Origin of the sequence: Streptomyces zhaozhouensis (assembly GCF_900230195.1) — a bacterium.
GTDB lineage: Bacteria > Actinomycetota > Actinomycetes > Streptomycetales > Streptomycetaceae > Streptomyces > Streptomyces zhaozhouensis.
On the sequence record NZ_OCNE01000017.1, the window covers coordinates 120,069 to 138,641 of the forward strand.

At 72.6% G+C, this 18,573-nt stretch carries 11 protein-coding genes and 1 pseudogene; all 12 read right to left on the bottom strand.

The features are described from left to right. Nucleotides 1-10: 10 nt before the first annotated feature. Nucleotides 11-2,761 (bottom strand): CDP-glycerol glycerophosphotransferase family protein, encoded by a 2,751-nt coding sequence (locus CRP51_RS21665; protein WP_097232960.1) that lies wholly within the window; start codon nt 2,759-2,761, stop codon nt 11-13. Between the two features lie 117 nt (nt 2,762-2,878). Next, nucleotides 2,879-4,933, bottom strand: a complete 2,055-nt coding sequence (locus CRP51_RS21670) for a hypothetical protein (protein WP_097232961.1) — start codon at nt 4,931-4,933, stop codon at nt 2,879-2,881. Beyond that, on the bottom strand, nt 4,930-6,435 hold the full coding sequence (locus tag CRP51_RS21675; protein ID WP_097232962.1) for a bifunctional cytidylyltransferase/SDR family oxidoreductase: 1,506 nt from the start codon (nt 6,433-6,435) through the stop codon (nt 4,930-4,932). The genes CRP51_RS21670 and CRP51_RS21675 overlap by 4 nt, the downstream gene beginning before the upstream one ends. A 207-nt stretch (nt 6,436-6,642) precedes the next feature. Further along, complete coding sequence (gene obgE, locus CRP51_RS21680) at nt 6,643-8,085, bottom strand: GTPase ObgE (protein WP_097232963.1); 1,443 nt, start codon at nt 8,083-8,085, stop codon at nt 6,643-6,645. A 175-nt stretch (nt 8,086-8,260) separates the two neighbouring features. Beyond that, nucleotides 8,261-8,518, bottom strand: coding sequence for a 50S ribosomal protein L27 (rpmA, locus tag CRP51_RS21685; protein WP_097232964.1), 258 nt, complete (start codon nt 8,516-8,518; stop codon nt 8,261-8,263). 14 nt (nt 8,519-8,532) lie between these two features. Continuing rightward, entirely contained in the window at nt 8,533-8,856 is a 324-nt protein-coding gene (gene rplU / locus CRP51_RS21690; protein WP_097232965.1) for a 50S ribosomal protein L21, read from the bottom strand. A gap of 257 nt (nt 8,857-9,113) precedes the next feature. Then, nucleotides 9,114-13,076, bottom strand: coding sequence for an Rne/Rng family ribonuclease (locus CRP51_RS21695; RefSeq protein WP_097232966.1), 3,963 nt, complete (start codon nt 13,074-13,076; stop codon nt 9,114-9,116). Nucleotides 13,077-13,273: 197 nt separating this feature from the next. Beyond that, the gene (locus CRP51_RS21700; protein ID WP_097232986.1) at nt 13,274-14,053 is read right to left on the bottom strand and encodes a TIGR03936 family radical SAM-associated protein; all 780 of its coding nucleotides are present in this window, start codon (nt 14,051-14,053) and stop codon (nt 13,274-13,276) included. Nucleotides 14,054-14,221: 168 nt separating this feature from the next. Next, the gene (locus CRP51_RS21705; protein WP_245880732.1) at nt 14,222-14,767 is read right to left on the bottom strand and encodes a GNAT family N-acetyltransferase; all 546 of its coding nucleotides are present in this window, start codon (nt 14,765-14,767) and stop codon (nt 14,222-14,224) included. Nucleotides 14,768-14,941: 174 nt separating this feature from the next. Continuing rightward, nucleotides 14,942-15,445 (bottom strand): pyridoxamine 5'-phosphate oxidase family protein, encoded by a 504-nt coding sequence (locus CRP51_RS21710; RefSeq protein WP_245880733.1) that lies wholly within the window; start codon nt 15,443-15,445, stop codon nt 14,942-14,944. Between the two features lie 189 nt (nt 15,446-15,634). Continuing rightward, complete coding sequence (locus CRP51_RS21715) at nt 15,635-17,896, bottom strand: glycosyl hydrolase (RefSeq protein WP_097232969.1); 2,262 nt, start codon at nt 17,894-17,896, stop codon at nt 15,635-15,637. Between the two features lie 587 nt (nt 17,897-18,483). After that, nucleotides 18,484-18,573: pseudogene (locus tag CRP51_RS29705) on the bottom strand (transglycosylase SLT domain-containing protein); the annotation flags it as partial.

Genomic DNA, 18,573 nt, shown 5'->3' on the forward strand with positions numbered 1-18,573 from the left:
CGGGGGGCGGCTACGCGCCGCCTCCCGCGCGTTCCCTGCCGATCTCCAGCATCCGGTCCACCACGCGGCTGGTGGCCAGCCCGTCCGACGGCTCGCAGAAGTCCTTCACGAACCTGGCGTACTTGCCGAGGTAGTCCCGCTCCACCTTGTCGATGTCCCGGATGGACCTGACCAGTTCCTCCGAGGTCTTGATCAGCGGCCCCGGCGCCTTCTCCGTGAAGTCGAAGTAGAAGCCGCGCAGCGTGTCCCGGTAGTGCTCCAGGTCGTAGGTGAAGAAGAGCATCGGCCGGCCCGAGTGCGCGAAGTCGAAGAGCACCGACGAGTAGTCCGTGATCAGCACGTCCGTGATCAGGTACAGCTCGGCGATGTCCGGGTACGCGGAGACGTCCCACACGAAGCCCTGCCCCGCGCCCGGGATGGCGTCCAGGATCTTGGGGTGCTTGCGGAAGAGGAAGACGTGGTCGTCGCTGAGCGCCCGCTCGGCGGCCGTCAGGTCGACCTGGAGGTCCAGCTTGAACTTCGAGGCCGTGTGCCGCTGGTCGTCCCGCCAGGTCGGGGCGTAGAGCACCACCTTCTTGCCCTCGGGGATGCCGAGCGTGGCGCGCACCCGCTGCGCGATCTTCTCCCGGTCCGGCCGGTGGAAGATGTCGTTGCGCGGGTAGCCCGCCTCCAGTACCTCGCCCTCGCAGCGGAACGCGTTCCGCATGATCGGGGTGGTGAACGCGTTCGGGGAGACCACGATGTCGAACTGGCGGAAACGGTGCGGCAGGCTCGCGATGTAGGCCAGGTTGGCCTTCGGCGTGCCCAGCAGGTCGGCGCCGATCTTCTTCAGCGGGGTGCCGTGCCAGGTCTGCACCACGCACTGCCCGTCGCGCCGCTCGTACCAGTCGCCGAGGCCGACGTTGGTGACCACGTAGCGGCTGCGGGCCAGCGCCTCGTACCACTCGGTGCTGTGCCACTCCACCGGGCGGACCCCGGGCGGCAGCGCGACCTGCTCGTCGGCGACCGACCACAGGTGCTCCACCTCGATGCCGCGCCGCTCGAACTCCTCGAAGATCGCGCGGGGGGAGTCGGAGAACTGCTTGCCGCCGAAGCTGTTGTAGAAGACCGTCTCGCGCAGCGGCTCCTTCTTGAACCGGGGCGTGTGCACCTGGCGCAGTTCCCGCTGCCGCCACGCGCCGCGCTCCTCGGCCTTGAGCACCGGGCCCGAGCCGAGGAAGAGCCGGTCGAAGTAGCGGCGGTTGACGGTGTAGGTGCGGCCGGCGACGCGCTTGCGCAGCGGCAGCGTCTCGTCGATCAGGTCGGCGCGCAGCTTGACCGGGGTGTCGGCGCCGTTGCCCCAGGCGTTCCTGTCGCGCAGCCACATGTACCAGCGGCCGGCGCGCAGCGGGAGCGTCGCGTCGTAGACCGCCATCCGGTCCGGGGTGATCCGCACGCGGAAACGGCCGTCGGCCCACTCCAGCGGCAGCACGTGCTCCTCGAAGCGCTCGCCGTGGCGCAGGATGAAGCGCTTGGTGTCGCCGGGGCCCTCGTAGTCGCCCTCGGCGACCAGCGCGCCGTCCTCCCAGCGCAGCGAGTCGACGACCGCCTGCCGCGCCCGGTCGTGCAGCTTCAACAGGCCGGGGCCGTCCGTGGTCACCGCGATCTCGCGGTTCGACGGGCGGGCGTAGCGGCCGGGCACGAAGCCCTCGCGCACGGTGGCGCGGCGGTCGCTGCCGTCGGCGAAGTCGATGTGGGTGACGAAGTCCTGGGTCTTCTGGTCGGCGCTGGTCGCGACCGTCAGGTTCTTCAGCGGGATGTCCGCGGTGTACCGGGCGAAGCCGACCTCGCCGTCCCCCTGCTCCAGGGCGTAGGCGTCGCCGGACTGCTGGCCCTTGCGGGCGATCCGCAGCTTCGTCGGCCGCTTGCCGCCGGCCGGGGCGCGCAGCCCCAGGCGCAGCGTCTCCCCGTCGACCAGCTCCTGGTCGGTGACCTCTGCCTCGGGCATCTCGACGGCCACCTGGAAGCGGCCCTCGACGAAGCTGGCCACCAGGCGGGCGCCGTCCCCCAGGTCGCGTGACTGGGAGTGGCCGGCCGAGCCGATGTCGACGCGGTCGACATGGCCCGGCACATAGCCGCCCGGCCGGGGCAGCGCCAGCGTCAGCCCCCAGGTGCCCGCCTTCCAGCGGCCCCTGGACTTCAGCTTGGCCGGGTCGATGACCAGCTCGAAGCCGGCGTTGTCGTAGTTGTGCAGCGCCTGCTTGGAGTCCCTGGTCGCCCGGGTCGCCTCCTCGGTGCGCAGCTTGACCGGCACCCGCCGGCCGCCCTTGGCGCGCAGCCACGCGAGCCTGGGCAGCGGCGCGTGCGCGCCGTCCGGGAGGTTGAGCACGTAGCCGAAGCCGCGCAGGACCAGCTTGCCGTCCTGCCACAGCACCTCGGTGGCCTTGGCCCGCACCGGCATCTCGCGCAGCCGCAGCCGGCTGACGGAGGCCGGCAGCCGCGCGGTGTCGGCGCCCGGTATCGCGACGGCCGGCCGCAGCCGACCGCGCACCGGGAACGCCGACGGGTTCTCCCGCTCGAACGCCAGCACCGCCAGCAGCTCGTCGACGCGCCGCTCCTTGGCCAGGTGCCACTTGATGCGGGCCACCGGCGGGAACTTCCGCAGCTTGTTCTCGTCGGCGCCCGCCAGGAAGGCGGTGACCTCCTCGAAGAACTCCTCGCGCTCCGCCCCGGTGGCCTCCGGGAGGAACCGCATCCGTCGCCGGAGTTCCTCCGGGATCATCTCTTCAGGCTTCGCGACCACGGACTCGTGCCTCTTCCTCTTACTGCGAACGATGGGCGGCGGGACGGACCCGCCGCACCGGATGCTGCTCGGACGGTCAAAACAGGGCGGACACGACTAGGACGTGCTCACCACGGCCGCCGTTCCCGCCTCGCCGAGGGCCTGGTTGCGCGCCTCGGCCCGCGCGGCGAGCGCGTTGACCGCCGCGTTGAACCGCTCCAACGAGGTGGGCTCGTCGGGACCGAGCAGGTAGTGCTTGAGCTCGACACGGTCCTGGGCGAGCGCGTCGGCGCCCGGCGAGGTGACGGCGTCCAGCAGCTCGTCGAGCTGCGCCGCGTCGTTGGACAGGATCACGGCGGCCCGCACTGCGGTGTTCTGCCGGCGGAACTCGTCCGCGCCCAGCTCGGCCGAGTCGGAGACCGCGTACGGCTTGCCGCTGGCGATCCAGTCGGAGACCACGCTGGAGATGTCGGAGACGAGCGCGTCCGACTCGTTGAAGCAGTCGAACAGGCGCGGCTGCGAGCCGGTGATCACCCGGTGCTCCCACCAGCCGAACGAGCGCCAGAACGCCTCGTTCCACTCGGCGAAGGCACGTTCCTCCACCGCCGCCTGGTCGGCCGGGGTCTGGGCGTCCCGGGAGACCGAGGCGTCGTCCCAGACGGTCGCCAGCTTCGCCGCGCTCCCGCCGCCCGCCTGCTCGACGGCGCGCAGCGTCGCCTGCGCCGTCGCGCGGTCGGCGGCCGTGCGCTCGGCCTCGGCGGCCCAGCGCGGGTCGGCGGCGCGCGCGGCGGCCGCCTCCTCGATCAGCGCGACGATCCGCTGGTGGGCGGCGCCGGCCGCCGGGTTGCGGGTGCCGGTGAACGGGTGCGGCTTGTAGATCACCCGCACCGGGCGCTCGGCGGTGAGCAGCTTGCGGACGATGTTCTCGCCGGCCAGCAGGAGCGAGGTGTTCCCCGGGTCGTCGGTCCAGCCCTCCCAGGTGGGGGCGTAGAGCACGGTCGGGACGCGCCCCTCGGGCCTGGCGCTCGCCGGGAGGATCGACGCCAGCTGCGGGCGCCCGACCTCGACGATGTCCTCGTCCCGCACGCCGACGTCGGCCAGCGCGTAGCGGTCGCGGCCTGCGCGGCCGGCGGACCACACCTCGTCGTACGCCTTGGCGTACGGGTTGATGCTGGCGATCTTGTCGCTGTCGCCGTGCCCGATGAAGACGTGCTTCATGGTGGGGACCCGCAACAGGTGCAGGTTCTTGCCGACGTTGGCCGGGTAGAGGCCGACGCGCAGCATGGAGAGGTCCATGTTCATCAGGTGGACCGCGCTCGGCACGCAGACCACCGGCACGGTGGTGGTGGCCAGCCGGTTGAGGATGGCCCGCTCCCGCAGGATCACCAGCGGCTTGCTGTCCAGCCGCTCCATGGTCTCCAGCCACATGTCGGCCTGGTAGACCGACTCCTTGGAACCGGAGAAGTAGAGCGCGGTCTCCGGCCGGTGCTCGCGCAGCCAGCCGTCGAACCACTCCAGCGCGCCCTCCGGGTCCGGCGGCAGCTTGGCGGCGCGCAGGTAGGGCAGCAGCGCCAGCAGGTACAGCAGCACCAGCGCGGGCGCGGCCACCGTCCCGACGTAGCCGGGGAGCGTCTCCTCGGTGAGCACCATCGCCAGCAGCCCCGCGAACATCGGGACCTCGGCGTGCAGCACCTTCTCGACCGCCCGGTGGGTCAGCCAGCGCGGGGCGCCGTCGGGCACCGGCATCGTCGACAGGTCGATGTTGCGGGTGGCGAACGGCAGCCGCCGCTTCCGCCGCAGCACGGTGACCAGCGCGGTGTGCGGGACCTGGAGCGCGTAGAACGCCAGCAGCCCGACGACCGCGACCTGCGCCACCGTCTCGTCCGTCCAGCCGGTGCGTGCCAGCAGCAGCACGAGCAGCAGCTGGCGGACGAGGAAGCGGACCGTCAGGCCGACCCGCGCCTTGCCCATCCGCACCAGCAGATAGCTGCCGCTGCGGTGCAGGTAGTGGTCGCCCAGATAGCTGAGGGCCGCCACGACGGCGAACGCGCCGGTGGCCGGCAGCAGTGCGGTGAGCAGCATCAGCGGGTAGCTGACCACCACGACCAGCGCCGCGAGCAGCTCGGCGCCGGACGTCACGCCGACGAGACGGCGCAGCAGTCCTGCCGTCATGCCACCCCCCCGTCGGCCTCGGAGCTGAGGGCGGCGGCCAGGGCGCGTTCGAACGAGCCGGCCTGCGTCGCGTCGGCGGTCGGGTCCTGCTGCCGGACGTCGATGACGTGCCCGGTCATGGCGGAGAGCAGCACGTCGAGCGAGGTGCGGGCCACGGCCTCCGAGGAGAGCAGCGTGCCGGCCGGCTCCTGCCCGAACGCCTTGGTGCGCATGGGGGTGGCGGTCCGCTCCGGGTTGACGCAGTTGACGCGGATGCCGTCGCCGGCCCACTCGTCGGCGAGCGCCTGGGTCAGGTTGACCATGGCGGCCTTGGTCGACGAGTACAGGCTGTACTCGGCCCGGCCCCGGGTGTAGCTGCTCGAGGTGTACAGCAGCAACTGGCCGCCGCTCTCCGCGAGGTAGCGGTGGGCGGCCCTGGCGATCCGCACGGGGGCCAGGTAGTTGACCTTCAGCGCCTCCTCGATGGTGGCGTCGTCGGTCTCGTCGAGCCGGCCGATGCGCAGCACGCCCGCCGTGTTCACCACGTAGTCGATCCGGCCGGTGTCCGCGTGCGCCTTGGCGAGAGCGGCGGCGACGTCCTCCGGGTTCTCCACATGGGTGCCGGTGGTCGAGCGGCCCAGCGGGTAGACGGTCGCGCCGTAGCCGGCGGCCAGGTCGGAGATGTCCTTGCCGATGCCGTAGGAGCCGCCGAAGACGACCACGGTCTTGCCGGCCAGACGCTCCCGGTAGGCGGCCTCGTCGGACTGCGCGGGGGCGGCGGTGGAGGCCAGCTGGAAGAGCTTGTCCGTGAGGAACACGTCGACCGGCTGGGTCACCTTCATGTTGAACTCGTCGCCCGGCACCACGTGGATCGGCACGTCCGGCAGGTACTTCAGGACCACGGAGCAGTCGTCGGTGGCCTGGAAGTTCGGGTCGTCGGCCGCGACCTCGTACGCCCGGCGGATCGTGGAGAGCCGGAACGCCTGGGGTGTCTGGCCGCGCCGCAGCCGGGACCGGTCGGGGACGTCGGTGATGAACTCGCCGTCCTCACCGTGCGTGCGGGTCACGATGATCGTGTCCGCGGACGGTATGGCGACGTCCACCGCCTGGTAACGCTCCAACGCGCGCACGCAGTCGGTGATCACCCGCTGCGAGAGCAGCGGCCGGACGGCGTCGTGGAAGAGGACGTTCCGGTCCTCGCCCTCGGCGAGGCCCTCCCCCAGGGCGTCGATGGCGCGCTGGGTGGTCTCGTTCCGCGTGCTGCCGCCCTCCAGGACGCGGCTGACCTTGGTCAGCCCACTCTTGGCGACGATGCGCTCCACGTCGGGCGCGTATCCGGGGGCCATCAGCACGATGACGTCGTCGATGTCATCGGCCTCCTCGAAGATGGCCAGCGTGTGCTCGATGACGGCCTTACCGGCGACCTTGATCAGCTGCTTCGGTATGGAAAGCCCCACACGCTGGCCCGTGCCACCGGCGAGAACGACCGCTGTGGTGTGCGGGGACGGCCCTTTGGGTTGCATGGTCAAGGAAGCTCCTGCCGGTATCAAGAAGTGTCGCCTACGCGAGGAGAAGGTTAACCCCCGTGGAAGCTTGACCCCTAAGCCGGACTAACCGTTGCCGACCGTTATCGCTTTGAGACAGCGTACCGTTACCCTGCGGGGCCCCCAAACGACGAACCCCGCAAGGGTTTTCCGAACTCTCCGTAACGCTCGCCCGAAACGCGCAAATCAGTCAAAGGGTCGGAATTCCTCGAATTCCCGCTGGGCGGCGTCCTTCCGCCTGGCCTCCCGGTCCCTGCGGCGCGCGGCCGCCGGTCGCAGCGGGTTCATCCGGTGATCCTCGCCACGCCTGCCCAGCATCTCCGCGCCGGCCGTGACGGACGGCTCCCAGTCGAATACCACCGCGTCGTCCTCGGGCCCGATGGCGACGCCGTCGCCCTCCCTGGCGCCCTGGCGCAGCAGTTCGTCCTCCACGCCGAGCCGGTTGAGGCGGTCGGCGAGATATCCGACGGCCTCCTCGTTGCTGAAGTCGGTCTGGAGCACCCAACGTTCCGGCTTCTCCCCCCGAACCCGAAACAAACCTTCACCTTCCGGGGTAACGGTGAAGCCGACCTCGTTAACGGCCTTGGGGCGGATCACCACGCGCGTCGCCTCCTCGCGCGGTTTCGCCGCCCGAGCGCTGGTCACCAGCTCACCGAGAGCGAAGGAAAGCTCCCGAAGGCCCTTTCGGGAAACGGCGGAGACCTCGAAAACGCGCAGGCCGCGCGCCTCCAGTTCGGGCCGGACGATGTCCGCGAGATCCTGTCCCTCGGGAATGTCGGTCTTGTTCAGCACCACCAGCCGGGGCCGGTCGTCCAACCCGCCGTACTGCGACAGCTCCTCCTCGATCACCCCGAAGTCGGTGAGCGGGTCGCGCTCGGTCTCCAGCGTCGCGCAGTCCAGCACGTGCACCAGCACCTCACAGCGCTCCACGTGCCGGAGGAACTCGAGCCCCAGTCCGCGCCCCTCGCTGGCGCCGGGGATCAGCCCCGGCACGTCGGCGACCGTGTAGACGGTCTCGCCCGCGGTGACCACACCGAGGTTGGGCACCAGGGTGGTGAACGGGTAGTCGGCGATCTTCGGCCGGGCCGCCGAGAGCACCGAGATCAGCGAGGACTTCCCGGCGCTCGGGTAGCCGACCAGCGCCACGTCCGCGATGGTCTTCAGCTCCAGCACCAGGTCGCGGCTCTCGCCCGGCTCACCCAGCAGCGCGAACCCCGGCGCCTTGCGACGCGGCGAGGCCAGCGCCGCGTTGCCGAGCCCGCCCCTGCCGCCCTGTCCCGCGACGAACGAGGTCCCCGGGCCGACCAGGTCCGCCAGCACCTCGCCCGAGGGGCTGAGCACCACGGTGCCGTCCGGCACCGGCAGCACCAGGTCCTTGCCGAGCGCGCCCGTCCGGTTCCCGCCGGCGCCCGGCTTGCCGTTGGTCGCCTTGCGGTGCGGCCGGTGGTGGTACTCCAGCAGCGTGGTCACCTCGGGGTCCACGACCAGGATCACGTCGCCGCCGCGCCCGCCGTCGCCGCCGTCGGGACCGCCGAGCGGCTTGAACTTCTCCCGGTGCACGGAGGCGCAGCCGTGGCCCCCGTTACCCGCGGCGACATGCAGCTCGACGCGGTCCACGAAGGTTGTCATGACGAATGCCTCCCGGCGATCGAACGGTGCCCGCCCTCGGCTGGGCACGGGGTGATGAGGCGCGGAGCGCCGGCGTCGGCGGTGCGCGACCTTCACGGTGCGCAACAACGCGAGGGGCGGACCGCTTCCCGGCGAGGGAAGTGCGGTCCGCCCCGGTACTGCTTCCGGTCGCGCCTTACTTGGCGACCGACACGATGTTCACGACCCGGCGGTCACGGTGGGTGCCGAACTGCACCGCGCCGGCCTGGAGGGCGAACAGGGTGTCGTCCTTGCCACGGCCCACGCCCTTGCCGGGGTGGAAGTGGGTACCGCGCTGGCGGACCAGGATCTCGCCCGCGCTGACCACCTGGCCGCCGAACCGCTTCACGCCCAGGAACTGGGGGTTGGAGTCACGGCCGTTCCTCGTCGAGGACGCGCCCTTCTTGTGTGCCATCTCGGTTCAGTCCCTTACTTCGCGGCCGGGGCGGGGATCTCGGTGACCTTCAGCTGGGTGTGCAGCTGACGGTGACCCATCCGCCGGCGGTAGCCGGTCTTGTTCTTGTACTTCTGGATGCGGATCTTCTCGCCCTTGTGGTGGTCGAGGACCTCCGCCTGGACCTTCACGCCGGCCAGCACCCACGGGTCGCTGGTGACGGTCTCGCCGTCCACCACGAGCAGGGTGGAGAGCTCGACGGTGTCGCCGACCTCCTTGGTGGCCAGCCGGTCGACCTCGATGACGTCACCCACGGCGACCTTCTGCTGACGGCCGCCGGTGCGCACAATCGCGTACACGCCAAACTCTCTCTCACTCGGTGCGGAGCCCCCGATGCCAGCGACGGGCGCGAGCCCGGCCTCTCCCGACCAGCGCGGCGCGGAGCCGGTGGCAGTCGTCGGGAGGAAGATGCTCAGAGGCATGGCGTGTCCAGTGACACGCCAGTCGCCAAGAATACGGACGGCGCAACAAGCCGGTCAAATCCGCCCGCCCGGCCACCCCGCCCGGTGGGGACGGGGTGGCCGGGCGGGGGCGCTTCCGGCGTGCGGCGGGACGCTCAGTCCTCGGACGGCGCGGCCGTCTTGGCCGCCGTCGCCTTCTTGGTGGCCGCCTTCTTCGTGGTGGCCTTCTTGGTCGTGGCCTTCTTCGCCGCCGTCTTCTTCGCCGGGGCGCTCTTGGCCGTCTTCTTGGTGGTGGCCTTCTTGGTCGCCGTCTTCTTGGCCGTGGACTTCGCCGTGGTCTTGGTCGCCTTCTTGGCGGCCGTCTTGCGCGGCGCGCGCCCGGCGGGCTTCTCCTCGCCGGCGTCCGCGGCCTCGGCCTTCACCGGCTCCGCCTCGCCGGACGCGGCCTCGGCGGCCTCCGCCGGCTCGGCGACGACCACGGTGACCACGGCCTCCTCGGCCCCGCCCGGCGAGCCGGCGGCCCTGCGGGCCACCCGGCGACGGGCCGGCGCGGGCGCCGAGCCGTTGACCGTCTCGGCGACCGACTCGGACGCCTCCCCGGGGGCGGCGGTCGCCTCCGCGGCCTCGCGGGAGACCACCAGCACCTCGGGCTCGGCGGCGGCACGCGGGGCGCCGGCCGGGACCGACACCTTGCGGCTGCCCCGGCGACGCGCCGGCTTCGGCTCCTCGGCCACGACGGGCTCGGGCGCCGGCTCGGGCTCGGGCGCCTTCTCGGCCTCGGGCTCGGGCGCCTTCTCGGCCTCCGGCTCGGAAGCCGTCACGACCGTGACCACGCCCTCCTCCGCGACCTTGGGCGGACCGGCCGGCGCGCTCACCTTGCGGGTGGCCCGCCGACGCCGGCGACCGCCCCGCTCGGGCTCCTCCTCGGGAACGGAGGAACCGACCCGCTCCACCGGCTCCGGCTCGCCGACGACCTCGGCGGTCTCCTCGGGCACGAGCGGCTCGACCGCGTCCTCGGAGCCGGCCGGCTCCGGCGACTCGGTGACGCCGGTCGGCTCGGGCACCTCGGTCGGCTCGGGCGCGTTCCCGCCCTTGCCGCGCCGGCGGCTCTTCTTGCCGCCGCCACCGCCGCCGCCGGCCAGGTGCGCCTGCTCCATGTGGACCAGGACACCGCGCCCGTTGCAGTGCACGCAGGACTCGGAGAACGACTCCAGCAGCCCCTGCCCCACCCGCTTGCGGGTCATCTGGACCAGGCCCAGCGAGGTGACCTCCGCCACCTGGTGCTTGGTCCGGTCCCGGCCCAGGCACTCCAGCAGGCGGCGCAGCACCAGGTCCCGGTTGGACTCCAGCACCATGTCGATGAAGTCGATCACGATGATCCCGCCGAGGTCGCGCAGCCGCAGCTGACGAACGATTTCCTCGGCCGCCTCCAGGTTGTTCCTGGTGACGGTCTCCTCCAGGTTGCCGCCCTGGCCCGTGAACCGACCGGTGTTGACGTCGATGACGACCATGGCCTCGGTCCGGTCGATCACCAGCGAACCGCCGCTGGGCAGCCAGACCTTGCGGTCCAGCGCCTTCATCAGCTGCTCGTCGACGCGGTAGGTGGCGAAGACGTCCACCTCTGAGGTCCACCGCTCCAGCCGGTCGCTCAGGTCGGGCGCCACGTGCGAGACATAGCCGTAAATGGTCTTCCACGCCTCGTCGCCGCTGACGATGACCTTGGAGAAGTCCTCGTTGAAGATGTCCCTGACCACCCGGACGGTCATGTCCGGCTCGCCGTACAGGAGGGTGGGCGCGTTGCCCTTCTTGGCCTTCTTCTGGATCTCGGCCCACTGCGCCTGGAGCCGCTCCACGTCCCGCGTCAGCTCGTCCTCGGTCGCGCCCTCGGCCGCGGTGCGCACGATCACGCCCGCGTCGTCGGGAACGATCTTCTTCAGGATCTGCTTCAGCCGCGAACGCTCGGTGTCGGGCAGCTTCCGGCTGATCCCGGTCATCGAGCCCTCGGGCACATAGACCAGGTAACGGCCGGGCAGCGAGATCTGGCTGGTCAGCCGCGCGCCCTTGTGCCCGATGGGGTCCTTGGTGACCTGCACCAGCACCGGCTGGCCGGACTTCAGCGCGGTCTCGATGCGCCGGGGGCCGTGACCGAGGCCCAGCGCCTCGAAGTTGACCTCGCCGGCGTAGAGCACCGCGTTGCGGCCCTTGCCGATGTCGACGAACGCCGCCTCCATCGAGGGCAGCACGTTCTGCACCTTGCCCAGGTAGACGTTGCCCACGTACGAGGAGGACTGCTCCTTGTTGACGAAGTGCTCGACGAGGACGTTGTCCTCCAGCACCCCGATCTGGGTCCGCTCGCCCTGCTGGCGCACCACCATCACGCGCTCGACCGCCTCACGGCGGGCCAGGAACTCGGCCTCGGTGATGATCGGCACCCGGCGGCGGCCCTGCTCGCGGCCCTCGCGGCGGCGCTGCTTCTTGGCCTCCAGGCGGGTCGAACCCTTGATGGACTGCACGCCGTCGGACGCCTCGGTGGGCTCGTCGCGCTTGCGGCGCGGCTCGCGGACCTTGACGACGGTGCGCTCCGGGTCGTCGCCCCCGGCGGCCGGCTCCGGCGAGTCGCCGCTGCGCCGGCGGCGGCGCCGGCGGCGCCGGGACGAGCCGCCGCCCTCGTCGGCGGAGTGCTCGCCGTCCTCGGCGCCCTCCGCGGCCTCGGGCTCGGACTCCGCTTCGGCACGGTCGTCGGCGGCGTCCTTGGGCCCGTCGTCGCCGTCGGACTCACCGGCGGCGGTGGCCGCCGCGCGCTCGGCCAGCTCGCCCCTGCGGCGACGCCGGCCGCCCCTGCGGCGGCGGCGGGCCGGGCGCTCGCGACCGCCCTCGTCGGCCGCGCCGTCGCCGGCCTCGGCCTCGGGCTCCTCGCCCGCGCCGGCCTCGGCGGCGGTCCCCTCGGTCAGCTCCTCGTCCTCCTCCGGCTCTTCCTCGGGCCCGGAGTCGGCCGAACGGTACGCCTCCTCGGCGGCGCGCTGCGGCGTCTGGAACATCGGCGCCTGGAAGACCGGCGCGCGGAAGACCGCGGTCGGGGCGGCCGGGGGCTGCGGCTGGCGCTCCTCCGGCTGGGCCTCGCCGGCCCGCTCGTCCGGCCGGGCGGCGGGCTCGGCGGGCGCCTCGGCCGCGCGGGTGGCGCGGCGGCGCTTGCGCGCCGGCTCGCGCTCCTGGGCGCCGTCGGCCTCCGCCTTCTTCCGCGCGCTCTTCTCCGACTCGGCCCGCTCGGACTTCTTCGGCTGCTCCGGCTGTTCGGCCTGCTCGGCCTGCTCAGTCTGCTCGGCCTGTTCGGTCTGCGCGGTCGAGGCGGCGGCCCGGGTGGCGCGGCGCCTGCGGCGCGGGGCCTCGGGCTCCTCGCTCGGCTCGGCGGCCTCGTTCCGCTCCTCGGCCTTGGCACCGGCGCGCTTGGCCTTCGCGCCCTTGGCGGTCTTCCCGGCCTTGGCGCTCCCGGTTTCCTCGGACGGCGCGTCGTCCGGCCCGGCCTCGCCCCGCGGCACGTCGTCCGGCTCGGCGTCGTCCGGCTTGGCGTCGCCCCGCGGCGCGTCGTCGGAAGCCGCCTGCCCCGGCAGGGTGTCCTCCGGCTCGGGGGCCGAGGCCGCCTTGGTCGCCCGCCGGCGGCGCGCCGGCGCCTCGGCGGTCTCGGGCTCGGCGGTGGGGCGGGTCGCCCGGCGCCTGCGGCGCGGCGGCGTGGGCTCCTCGGCCGCGGGGGCCTCGGGCTCGGCCACGTCCACCAGCTCGGCGACCTCCGGCACCCCGGTCGCCTCGGCCACGGGCGCGGTCTCGGCGGCGGTCACCGGGGTCTCGGCCCCGGTCGGCTCGGAGACCGGGCGGGTCGCCCGGCGCCTGCGGCGGGGCGGGGCCGGCTCCTCGACGACCTGCGGCGCGGGCGCGGGGACTGGCTCCACGGGGATCTGCTCCGCCGCCGGCTCGGCGGCGGTCTCGGCGCTCGACGTCGGCGGGCCGGCCGGGCGGCTGGCCACGCGGCGGCGCCGGCGCGGGGGGAGGGTGTCGCTCGGTGTGCTGTGGTCTTCGGTGCGATCCGCACCGTCCGCGTGGGCGGACTCGTGTTGTTCGGGCATTGCGGGCGGTTCTCCCGTCACGCTCCCGGGCGCCCCACCGGTGAAGGCGGGCGCCGCTCGGGAGCTGTCGTGTCACTCGCCGGTTCCGGGCCTGCCAGGTCCGGCTACGGCGAAAGTCTGCTGGTCGGTGCGCCGGCCGGAACTGTCGGGCCCGAGTGGCTCCCTGGACCAAGCGGTTCGTCGGCGCTGCGACGGCCTCACTGTCCGGCGGCTCCCGGCGCCGCCGCGGGTCGCTGCCCACCGGCCGTGGCGAGCACGGCTCGGGCGGCGTCGCGGTCGGGCGCGAACGGATCGAGCACCGTGGCGGTCTCCTCATCGAGCGGCCCCTGCGCCAGCCTGGTCACCGCTACGGGGACCGGCGGCGCCAGGTCGGCCACAGCGCGGAGACCGGACAGGACGTCGTCGGGTCGCACGGCAGGGGTGAGATGCCGTACTACCAGGCGCAGTATCGCACAGGGAACGGACTCGGGCCTATCGGACCCTCCCGGCTCCACGCTCAGCGCCGCGACGGCGCCCCTCGCGTCGAAGTCCCGCATCCCCTTCTTCGTCTGCCGGCGGACCACGACCTCCTCGGCGGCGAGGAAGGTCTCCACCGCCCGCCGGGCCTCGTCCGGCGCGACGCCGTCCATCCGCAGCCGCCACTCGGAGGCGGCCAGCCGCTCGGCGAAGTCGCCGGTCGCCGCGGGAACGGCCTCGACGATGTCGAGCCCGTCGGGCAGCGACGCGTCGAGGCGTTCCCGCAGCAGCTCCGGCTCCCTGGGCGCGGCGAGCGCGATCTCCAGGTACTCCGCCTCGCTGGCCGTGCCGGTGGGCGCGGCGTTGGCGTAGGAGACCCGGGGGTGCGGGGTGAACCCGGCCGAGTAGGCCATCGGCACCTCGGACCTGCGGAGCGCGCGCTCGAAGGCGCGCTGGAAGTCGCGGTGGCTGGTGAACCGCAGACGGCCGCGTTTGGTGTACCGCAGCCGCACGCGCTGCACCACGGGTGCCGGCGGCGGTCCTACGGGCTGTCGCTTGCCCAGTTGTCCTCAGTCCCTCGGTCGTTCAGGGCCGCGCGGGCCACGGGCGGTGGCGCGCGGCGGTGGGCCGTGTCGCGGGGGCCGCGTGCCGGCGCTGCGGCTGTTCCCCTGGAGCGGCCCTCCCCCAGGTTACGACGGGGAGGTGGGAATCCAGTACCTCAGCTTCTCCCCGCGCTTGTCCTCGAAGACGCCACCGCTGGCCTCGATGACCTTGCGGGAGGCGATGTTCTCCGCGTCGCAGGTGACGAGCACGGGATCGAAGCCGAGGCCCCAGGCGTGGGGCAACGCGGCGCGCAGCATGGCGCGTCCGTGGCCCCGGTTGCGGGCGGAGGGTCGGATGTCGTAGCCGATGGTGCCGCCCCACTCCATCAGCCGCGGGGTTAACCGATGGCGGATGGACAGCCTGCCCAGCCAGGTCTCGCCGTCGACGAACCAGAGCGTGGTGGACGGCACCATGCCCTGGGGCCTGGGCGTCTCGGGGCGCGCGTCGGCGATCAGGGACCTGACGTACTCGTCGAATCCGGCCTCGTCGGCCCAGCGGTCGCGCCAGACCGATATCTGGTGGCCGAGCATCGTGTCGTCGGACGCGCCGCCGCGCCCTTCACCGCGGAACTCGCGAACGGCCTCAAGGAAAGTGCTCCGCAGAGCATTGCGGGGTGTGATCAAAATGGACACCGCACCATCCTGCGACCGTGCTCAGCCCCCGGCAACAGTGCCTGCCGGCCCTCCGCCGGGCACGCCGCCATAACGCCAGGTCAGAGCGGGACTACGGAGAGCGCACTTTCCGGCGGCGCCCGCACCGGGCCGCCCCGGAAGCCCCCGACCACCGCTCCCGGCCGGTGGGCCGCCTCAGCCGAGGTCGTATCGCGTCTGCGCGTACTCCCCCTTGGCGAAGCCGAAGGCCCGGCTCGGGACGATCTCGAAGAGCAGCGCCTCGCCGGCCTCCTGGGTGAGCACCCCGTCACCGACCCCGAACGCCCAGTCCGGCCCGTACTTGTCCGCGTAGGCGTCGGCGAGGGCACGCAGCACGGCGGGCTCGACGACCCGGGCCGCCGTGCCCTCGACGACGACGTCCAGGCCCTCGGAGAGCAGGTTGCGGCCGGTGGTGAGCACCACGGCGGGGTTGGCCGCGAGATTGCGGGCCTTGCGCTCCTCCGCGCCGGTCACGAGGTACGCCCGGCCGTCGCGCCAGACCGCCAGCAGCGGGGTGACATGGGGGCGGCCGTCGGGCCTGACGGTCGAGAGCCAGTAGAGCTCGGCCGTCCGCAGCAGCTCGACGACGTCGGCCCACGGGGTGGGCCGCGCGCCGGGCTGGCTGTACTCGGGGGCGACGGTGGCGGTCGGCTCGGACACGGGCACGGGGTACCTCCGGGGATGGTGGACGTTGCCTTGCCCCGGTGGACCCGCGTCGCCCCGGAAACTCATCGGCGGCGCCCCGCCACGACGGGCGCCGTCCCGCGCCCCCTCTCCGGGGGACACGGGACGGCGCGCGGTGGGGGGAACCCGGGTGGTGACCGTGGGGGCCCGGGCCGATGGTGCGGGTCAGCCGCCCTGGGTGGCCGACGAGTGCGGCGGAACGGTCAGGGTGGTGCCGTCCGAGAACGTCACCGTCTGCTCGCTGTCGCCGTGGTTGTGCGCGGTGTAGGTGGTGGAGGAACCGTCGGAGAACGCCGCCGCGGTCGGACTGTCGGCCGTCACCGAGGTGTCCGGCGCCCCGACCGCGTCCAGCGTGTATATCCAGTGGTAGACGTGCGCCCAGGACTCGCCCGCCTCGGGCTCGCCGCTGCCGCCGCCGTCGCCGTCGTAGGCCGCGCGGGCCGCCGCCGGGTCGGCGAGCGCCTGGAACTCCCAGAGGATGTCCTTCCACTCCACCGGCGGGCCGCCGTTCTCCTCGACCATCTCCTCCAGGTTGCGGATGATGGCGTCCTTGTCCTGCGCGAGGTGGAGCGAGCCACCGGTCACCGGCAGGACGTTGATGCCGTGGATCTCCTCGGGGTTGCCCGTCCACCAGGTGGAGTGGGCGCCGCCGTTGCCCCAGACCATGCCGAGGGTGTTGTGCTGGTAGTCGGCCGGGAAGTTGGTCTCGTCGGCGTCGAACCAGTACTGCCTGATCGCCTCGGACTCGGTCGTCAGCAGGTAGACCCCGAGGTCGCGCAGCTCGGTGTCGCCCGTGGCCGAGCCCCAGAGGATCAGCCCCGCGGAGAGGTTGACCGACTCGGAGGACGACTCCTGGTTGTTGCCCGCGGCGAACCCCTGGTGCCCGGCGGCCCAGCTGTGGCCCGCGTACACGTCGAAGCCGCGCAGGAACGGGTAGCGGTCGTCGTCGCGCGCCGGGTTGGCCGCGTCGCCTATCAGCTCCTCGACCATGCCGCCCCAGGCGGACTCGGCGGCCCACTCCGGGTCGTACTGGGCGACGACGGCCGCCGCGTAGACGAAGTAGGAGTAGTGGAAGTGGTGGTCGTTCAGCTCCTGGTCGCTGCCGTAGGAGGCCGGGTAGCCGGTGAGCGTGCGCCACTCCGCGTCGTAGGCGAACTCGGCCGCGCCGCCCGCCGTGAACCACTCCTCGAAGCCGGCCTTCATGGCGTCGATGAGGGTGTCCCTGGCGGCGGTCTCACCTATCTGGTCGGCTATCCCGACCACCTGGGCGAGACGGCCGAACTGCTTGCCGCTCCAGTAGGTGTCACCGAACTCGACGGCCGCGTCGGCGGCGACCTCGTTGACCATCCCCGCGAGCTGGGCCTGGTCCGGGCCGCCGCTCTCGGGCAGCGTCGGCAGGACACCGACCACGTCCTGGGTGGTGGTGAACGAGGCGCCGTCGCGCACCCGCATCACGCCGCGCGGCGAGGTGTACTCGTAGTCGGTCAGCTCGTCGCCGGTGTGCTGCCACTGGTGCGGGTAGAGGGCCTGGATGGTGCCGGTCTCCTCGCCCTCCCTGGCCTCGGTCTCCAGCGTGTAGGTCGCGCTCATCCGCCCGCCGGCCTCGTCGTAGGACCAGTCGACGGTGGAGCCGGTGACAAAGCTGTAGGCGTACTGGGCGTAGAGGTCGAGCGCGCCCTGGTCGGGCAGCACGGCGACGGAGTAGTAGTCGTTGCCGCCCAGGTCCGAGCTGATGGTCTCGCCGGAGACCGTCCAGCCGCTGCCCCCGGGGGCGAACAGCGCGTAGTCGCGACCGTTGACCGTGACACCGAGGGTGCTGCCCTCGTCGGCGAAGACCTCGGGCGTCGCGCCGGCGGTGATCTCGGCGGCGCCGCCGGTGCCCTCGGCGTAGACGAACGGGCTGCCGTGGCCGATGGTGGCGCGGAAGGTCCGGCTGCCGTCCTCCCAGTAGGGGGTGACGGTCCAGTCGGACCAGCTGTCGGCCTTGGTGTCCGGCGAGTCGAGCCCGGCGAGGCCGAGGGTCAGGTCGGCCACGTGGGGGTAGTTGTAGCCGGCGCCGTCCACGGTCGCCTGTGTCTGGTAGCCGACCTCGAGACCGCCGGCCACCGCCTGGTAGCTCAACGGGTGCCCGTACATGGGCTGGGAGTGGGGGATGTCCGCGTACCGCTTGAAGACCAGCGAGGACCACCAGTCGTTGGTGGGCACCGGCTGGTCGGCGACGGCGTCCGTCACCTGGGGAAGAACGGGGTTGCCGTCGGCGTCCGTGGGGCCGAGTGCCCCTTCCGGCCTGGTGTCCGAGTAACTGCCGCTGCCGACCGGGACCTCGGCCGCGGTCGCCGACCCCGGGATCAGGGTGAGCCCGGCGACCGCCGTGGCCGCGGCCGTCAGGGCCAGGGCGAGGCGTCGGGGATGGGTGAGTGGCCGCATGAAAGGTCGTACCTCGCAACCAGTGGGGGAAAGGTGGCTGAGAGCGCTCTCTTGTGCGCTCGAACCTAGAGACCTGCAAAATTTGTGTCAATGGATCGACCGGAAACCGGAACCGGAGCCGCCGCTCCTGCCCGGCGGGTACCGACTCCCGGCACGGCGGCCGGAGTTGGCGTCTCAGGCGGGTCGGGTGGCGCTCCATGCCCACACTCCACCATCCACCACTGACAGTCACGATCCCCCGCGCACGAACGGGCGCCTCCACCGGCGAAAACGATCAGGAGTTCGACTGCATCGAAGCGGATGTCACCAAGAGTGACGACTTTCGGGCACCCCCTTCCCCGGCCGCCGCGAGCGGCCCTAGCGTGACTCTCGGTCACGAAAGTGTGCGGTTGGTGAAGGAGAGGGACATGTCGAGGAGACCACGGGTGGTCGGAGCCGGAGGCGCGGCGTGCGGGCGGGGGCGCGGTCGCCCGCCCCGGGGAGCGCTCACCCCCTCCCCGCGCAGCACGAGGGCCCGGACCCCGTCGGATGACGGGACCCGGGCCCTGGTGAGGTCCTCCGGCTCCGGAGGGCGCCGGTCGGGTGTGTCAGTAGGCGCTGTCGACGTTGTCCATGGAGCCGTAGCGGTCGGCGGCGTAGTTGGCGGCGGCGGTGATGTTGGCGACGGGGTCGTAGAT